The following is a 5,949-nucleotide window of genomic DNA, read 5'->3' as shown; positions in this document are numbered from 1 at the left end:
CTCTCAAGCCATTAAGTGAGCTCAACAGACCCTGTCCTTGAATAAATTCTGCAACTGGCGTGGGCAGTTCATTTACAGAGTTTCTATCAAGAAAATAATGATTAATTTTAATACTAGTTTTCACCCGCAGTATCTTCCTCAACTCCGTCTGGTTTCAAGCTTTCATCTTTAGTATTTTGAGGGTTACTTTCTAATTCTTCTTCTAATTTTTTTAGAAAAGCCTCAGAAAAGATAACTTCATTATTCTCAAGTTTTTTTATCAATAAGCCGAAAGTTTTGATATCAGGATAAAATAGCTTGGATCTTTCAGTATGACGTAAAACATCATCCCACAGATACATCAAAATTTTACCAGTCAGGGTTTTCTGAGCATTTTTGGGTTCTTTAATTTCATTTACATTTACAAACCATGGACCAAGATGTCGATCTTCTGGAATCCATTCTTGAGAAAGTATAGTGTTTACAGCTGTAGCAAAATTTTTCCATGAAATGGATTTCCTTGTATCTTTACTAAAACTGATATTAAAATTACCCGTAGGAGCTTCTGAGAAATCAAGTGGTTTGTATTTAAATTTCCAACGACGTTTAAATGCTGTATCCATAGGCATAACAGCCTGATCACTACTGTTCATGGTAGCGTAGAGGCTAAGATTGTCAGGAATATAGAGTTTGTTTTCTGGGAATCTTCCAGGAAGCTCTGCATTTAATAATTTAAGAAGATCTTTGTCATTAATATCAATCGAGTACTTACTTTTACCACTGTTATCCCTATCTAATAGCTGGAATAACTCACCAAAAACTGCGGCGGCTGGAGCTCGATTTATTTCTTCAATAATAAGATAGTATCTATTTTCGGGATCTTTAAAAGCTTTAATCAGTGCTTCAATAAACGGACCTGATTTAAAGTTATATTCAATTCCATCTTCACCCATAGATGGTCGTAGGCATCCTACAAAATCACTATATTGGGTTTCAGGATGAAATACTGTACGAACCGAATTATTAGACTTGGTATTTTTATCAATATCATGACTTTTACCAGTCCCAGGGGCACCATAATAAATAATATTTTGGGCTTTTTGTTCTAGTTCTTCATCATCTTCCGAAGATGCGGTTTGACCTGTTTTATATTCTTGAGCTACTTCTTCAAATTCTTCACGAAGTTCTTGGCTTCTTGCAAATGCAGTAATTAAAGTAACCAGTTTATCCGAACTGGCCGCAATTACTTGAGAAGCACCAAGCAGGGTACTGTCATATGCATCGGCCCTGTCCAGAGTTTTACCACTTCCAAAATTCCACCACGTTCTCTCGTATAAAAACTTTTTTACCAAGTTATAATTAGAAGTAGCATTACTACTATTTCTTAGCTGTAGCTCCTGAAAAATTTCTTTTTCAAACCGGATTTCATCAGGAGTTTTATTTACTGGCTCAGCATTTTTTGGAAACTCTTTTAAAAACTCTTTTGGAAGCTTTAATCTTTCCTTTATATCTATTACAAGATCCGAATATTTAAAGTACTCAGATGCATATTTTTGAAATACAGATGCTATCCATAACCACCTTGAAGGCAGAATTGCGACGAGGTTGTCTCTATTTTTATAAGTAATTGAGTAATCCGAGAACTCTACACTAGCTCCATTAGACAGAATTACTGTTATTTGGCGTCTTAATATATCTCTTAATTCTTCAGTAATTTTTATATCAAGTTCATTTGGTAAATTCTGATATTCCTGTCTACATTCAAGAACAATTTTATTAAGGTCTGCAAGTTCAAAACTTGTCATATTTGCCCCTATTGTATGGAACTTACTTTTGACATATGTTATATTTAACCGGGTCAAAAAGCGGATAAGTTATTGTGAAGTACGTTGATCTTGATTCATCTTATATCAGACAAAAAAGAAATAACATGGGGTTATCCCTTAAAGAGTTCGCTTTGCTGCTTGATATGAAAGAGAATGGCGAAAGAACAGTCAGAGGCTGGGAAAGTGGTGAGCATGTTCCTACAAAAGCAAAATGGGAACAGATTATTGCCTTGCCAGATAAGGCTCCATACAGGGAAGGCCCTGACCAGAAGCATAAATTCACGTTTATTGATCTTTTCGCCGGTATTGGCGGAATCCGTTTACCTTTCCAGCAATTAAAAGGGAAGTGTGTATTCAGCTCTGAATGGGACAAGTTTGCACAGAAGACCTATGCAGCGAATTTCGGTGAACTACCTTCAGGTGATATCACACAGATCAGGGCAGCTGATATTCCTGATCATGACATTCTTCTGGGAGGATTCCCATGTCAGGCCTTTTCACAGGCTGGTAAGCGTCAGGGCTTTCAGGATACCCGCGGTACCATGTTCTTCGAGATCCAGCGAATTCTCTTCGAGAAACGTCCAAAAGCATTTTTGCTCGAAAACGTGAAGCAACTACAGGGGCATGACAAAGGTCGTACACTCAAAACCATTCTTGAAATCCTGCGTGGCGAGTTTGAGGAGGAGCTTGATCTTGAAGTTGAGCTTTCGGATGAAACTAAAAAGGCGCTTTCGGAAAAACTGAATTACTGGGTTGATGTGAAGGTACTTCGCGCTGCAGATTTTGGTGTACCACAGAACCGTGAACGCATTTTCCTTGTAGGTTTCGACAAGAATTACTTTGGTGAAGAGTGTAACTTTGATGAGCTCTTCAGCTGGCCAGTGCCTCCTAAAACTCGGACCCGACTCGGCGATATTCTTGAAGATGTATCTAAATTCAAAAAGAGTGAAGATGTCTATACGATTTCCGACCGTCTATGGGAAGGACACCAGCGCCGTAAAGAAGAACACGGAATCAAGGGTAACGGATTTGGATATACGCTTTACACTGGTGATAGTCCATATTCCAATACCTTAAGCGCCCGGTATTACAAGGATGGCTCGGAAATCCTTATTTCACAAGCCGAGCATGGCAAGAATCCGCGTAAACTGACCCCACGCGAATGTGCACGTTTACAGGGCTTCCCTGAGAACTACATAGTTGATGCTGTTTCACATGGCCAGATCTATAAGCAGTTCGGTAACTCTGTATGTGTAAAGGTTATTGAAGCAGTAGCAGGACAGATGGTCAGCTGTCTTGATAAGGCTGAGAAGATTGTCGCAGAGAAGCAACTGAAATTATTCTAGTTAGTTGCTATCTGTAGAAGAAAGTCCGGTTTCATAGGAAGAAGGGAGGGTTATCTCCCTTTTTTTGTTAATCATTGGTTCGTCTATCTCAAGCAATTGTTCAGAACCAGATAACCATTTTTTCAGAATATTCATAAGTGCTACAGGGTCTTTTTTAGAACGACGTACCGCACATTCCCAGATGGTACATATTCTCCAGCCGCTATTTAAAAGAAGTTCCTTGGTTTTGAGATCATTATCCTGATTCTTTGAAATTTTTGCTTCCCAGAATTCAGTACGGCTAGCCGGTAACTTGAACAACCGGCAATTCTGATGCCCATGCCAGAAACAGCCATGTATAAAAATGATAGCCTTATATTTTGGTAATACGATATCAGGTTTACCAGGTAGGTCCTTGCGGTGGATACGGAAGCGGAATCCCTGCGCATAAAGAAGGCTACGGATGAGCAATTCTGGTTTTGTATTCCGGCCTTTAATATTTGACATCATACGGCTGCGCGTTGCGCTATCGACGATATCTACCATTAGTATTTATCCTTTTCATCACTAGCCGTCAGTTTACCAGCATGACTCTATATAAAGGTTGAGCAATATTTTTCGTTATAGTGATGGTATTGTAAATAAAGTAAGTAGATGTATTTAGTTGCTTAAATATAGAAATACTAGAGCTAAACTTACCCATTGGAAAGGGAGCGAACTCGAAACTACCAGTTGGATTAGAAATTGATGGTTTACCTCATCAAGATAGTGAAATACTTGCTATTGGGATGACTTTAGAAGAAATATTTAAGGTTTTAAATAAGTAAAAAATAAACTGATAATTCTCTATTTTCTAAATAAAAAAGAGTTAAAAGTAACTCTTTTTTAGATTAATTTTATTTTTTAATAATGCTTGGTTTCTTAAAAATAAGTTGGATTTGGTTTGAAAATTTTATGGTATTCCACTTGATGGAGTTAATTATAAATATATTGAAAATACATATTTAATAAGCTGTGTTTTACTATGGTTGATAAATCTTTATATTTATATTTTATGCTTCTATAAATATTATAAAAATTCTCAAAGAATTTCTTTAAATTACATATTGCTCTAATTAAATCAACACAAGTTATACAAAGTAAACGCCAATTTTTAATATTAATGCAATAAATTTTTCTAACAATTAATCATTTTTATATTAATAATTTTAATTGTAATATATTGATTTTATTTGTTTAAATTGATTTTTAAAGAAAGTTTTTATAATTAAATTTTTTAGAAAATATAAAATTACATAATTTTTAAATATATTTTTTATAGCATGCCGTGTATTGGCGTAAATAGAAAAAATATATGTCAAAAGGGTCAATGATATTTAATCGATTTAAGAACCATAATTTGCACCAAATTTTACGCTGTCACGATTCATTGAATAAACCAAGTGAAAAGTTACGTAAAAAAGACGCTAATAGTTTATTGGTGTAAATAAAAAATCGAATATTACAAATAAACGGAATGAATATGGATAACGTAGCTCAGCTAGAAACTGACACTAATTTCCAAAGTCGAAAGAAAATAACTTGGGGTGTTTTTAGTGTCCTGCTGTTATTTTTAGTCGCAGGCATTATATATTATTTTTTTGTATACCGATTTTATCAATCTACTGATAATGCTTATGTTCAGGCAGATGTTACTTGGGTCATGCCAAAGATTTCAGGCGAAGTGATTGAGTTATTAATTAACGATAATCAGTTTGTAAAGAAAGGGGAAACTTTGGCGGTATTAGACCACCGCGATTACCAAGCTCGTTATGATCAGGCGAGTTCTGTTGTCAGCTTAAAAGAAGCGGCACTTGGTGTACAACAGCAAAATGAAAAGTCTGCTCAGTCTTCCATTACTGAGGCAAATAGTGGTGTAGTGGCAGCACAAGCAGACTTAACTCGTTTAAGAAAAGATTTTGAACGTTATCAAGATTTACTAAAAGATGGCGTGATTACCCGTCAAAACTTTGAAGGCATTCAGTCTCAATATTTAACAGCTCAGGCACAACTCAGCAAGGCACAAGCAGCTGTCAATGCAGCAGAAGCTCAGTTGGGGAGCTTAAAAGCCAGTCGAGCGCAGCTTTTAGCAGATATTCAAAGTGCTCATGCAAACTTAAATTTATATCAGGTTGATCTGGCTTCATCAAAAGTCATAAGTCCTGTAGACGGCAAAATCGGTAGTCTTGCAATTCAAAAAGGCTCACGTGTTTCTCCGCAAACTCGCTTAATGGCGATCATTCCTGAAAATAGTTTGTATGTACAAGCGAATTTCAAAGAAACCCAAATTGAAAAAATGCATATTGGTCAGAAAGTTGAACTCAAACTTGATGCCTATCCAAGCCTAACCTATAGCGGAAAAATTGAGAGCTTTTCACCAGCATCAGGCGCAACTTTCTCACTCATGCCACCAGACAATGCCACAGGAAACTTTAACAAAGTTGTTCAGCGTATTCCTGTACGTATTGCCATAGATTCAAGCCCGCATATCGATTTGATAAAACCTGGTATGTCGGTCAGTGCCACCGTTGACCTAAGAACTTAATAATAAAATTTTAGGTAATAAGACATGGATAAGCACGTTGACGCCGAGTGGATGTTTCCCGCAAAGACGGCATGGGCAATTTTTGCGGCCATGATTTTTGGCAACTTTATGGCGATTCTTGATATTCAGATTGTGGCGAGTTCTCTAAACGAAGTTCAAGCTGGGATGAGTGCAAGTCGCTACGAAGTCACTTGGGTGCAAACGGTTTATTTAATTGCCGAGATTATTGCAATTC

Annotated in this window: 4 protein-coding genes and 1 pseudogene; 3 read left to right on the top strand and 2 right to left on the bottom strand. The window is 36.7% G+C overall.

Features of this window, described 5'->3' with window-relative positions; translation table 11 throughout:
- Positions 1-113: 113 nt before the first annotated feature.
- Positions 114-1,784 carry an McrB family protein gene (locus UC75_RS03560; protein WP_049836710.1) on the bottom strand — a complete coding sequence of 557 codons (1,671 nt, stop codon included), beginning with the start codon at positions 1,782-1,784 and terminating at the stop codon, positions 114-116.
- Positions 1,785-1,909: 125 nt separating this feature from the next.
- Between UC75_RS03560 and dcm the strand changes: the two genes are divergently transcribed.
- Entirely contained in the window at positions 1,910-3,151 is a 1,242-nt protein-coding gene (gene dcm, locus UC75_RS03555) for a DNA cytosine methyltransferase (protein WP_049836709.1), read from the top strand.
- On the opposite strand, the gene UC75_RS03550 is transcribed toward dcm, so the two are convergent.
- Complete coding sequence (locus UC75_RS03550; protein WP_049836708.1) at positions 3,152-3,676, bottom strand: very short patch repair endonuclease; 525 nt, start codon at positions 3,674-3,676, stop codon at positions 3,152-3,154.
- Positions 3,677-4,652: 976 nt separating this feature from the next.
- On the opposite strand from UC75_RS03550, the gene UC75_RS03545 reads away from it, so the two are divergent.
- Together UC75_RS03545 and UC75_RS20025 are read left to right on the top strand one after the other, a co-directional pair.
- Positions 4,653-5,714: an HlyD family secretion protein gene (locus UC75_RS03545; RefSeq protein WP_049836707.1), complete on the top strand. Its 1,062-nt coding sequence runs from the start codon at positions 4,653-4,655 to the stop codon at positions 5,712-5,714.
- A 24-nt stretch (positions 5,715-5,738) separates the two neighbouring features.
- Positions 5,739-5,949, top strand: a pseudogene (locus tag UC75_RS20025) (MFS transporter); the annotation flags it as partial.

Source organism: Acinetobacter sp. V2, from assembly GCF_001188385.1.
Taxonomy (GTDB): Bacteria; Pseudomonadota; Gammaproteobacteria; order Pseudomonadales; family Moraxellaceae; genus Acinetobacter; species Acinetobacter oleivorans.
This window is presented reverse-complemented; position numbering and strand designations above follow the sequence as displayed.